Genomic DNA, 872 nt, shown 5'->3' with positions numbered 1-872 from the left:
ACCTACTATCGCTGGCGACGGGAGTTCGGGGGCTTGAAGTCGGATCAGGTGAAGCGCCTGAAAGACCTCGAGGCGGAGAACGCCCGGCTACGCGAGGCGATCGCGGATCTGACGCTCGACAAGCAGATTCTGGCCGAGGCCGCCCGGGGAAACTACTGAGCCCCGCGCGTCGGCGCGCCTGTGTCGAGCACATTGTGCACACGATGGGTATCCCCGAGCGCCGCGCTTGCGTGGTGCTCGGGCAGCACCGCTCGACCCAGCGCAAGGTGCCGCGGGGCCAGGACGACGAAGAGCGACTCACGGCCGACATCATCGAGTTGGCGCGGCAGTATGGCCGCTACGGCTACCGCAAGGTCACGGCCTTGCTGCGAGATGCCGGCTGGCTGGTGAACGCCAAGCGGGTGGAGCGGATCTGGCGGCGCGAGGGGCTGAAGGTGCCGCCGCGCCAGCCGAAGCGTGGTCGGCTGTGGCTGGCCGACGGCTCCTGCATTCGGCTGCGCCCAGAGCGGCCGAACCATGTCTGGAGCTACGATTTCGTCGAGGACCGCACTCATGACGGGCGCAAGTTCAGGATGCTCAACGTCCTGGACGAGTTCAGCCACGAATGCTTGGCTATCCGAGTGGGGCGCAGGCTCAAGGCAGCGGATGTGATCGACGTGCTGTCCGACCTGTTCATCCTGCGTGGCGTGCCCGAGCACATCCGCTCGGACAACGGCCCCGAGTTCGTAGCCAAGGCGGTGCAGGGCTGGATCGCGGCGGTCGGTGCCAAGACGGCCTACATCGCCCCAGGCAGCCCGTGGGAGAATGGATACGTGGAGTCGTTCAACGCGCGCCTGCGCGACGAGCTACTGGACGGCGAGATCTTCTACAGC

The 872-nt window shown here is 66.6% G+C and carries 1 pseudogene; it reads left to right on the top strand.

Features of this window, described 5'->3' with window-relative positions:
• Positions 1-872 (top strand): annotated as a pseudogene (locus JMJ56_RS33160) (IS3 family transposase); the annotation flags it as partial.

Source organism: Belnapia arida, assembly GCF_016773205.1.
Classification (GTDB): domain Bacteria; phylum Pseudomonadota; class Alphaproteobacteria; order Acetobacterales; family Acetobacteraceae; genus Belnapia; species Belnapia arida.
This window is presented reverse-complemented; position numbering and strand designations above follow the sequence as displayed.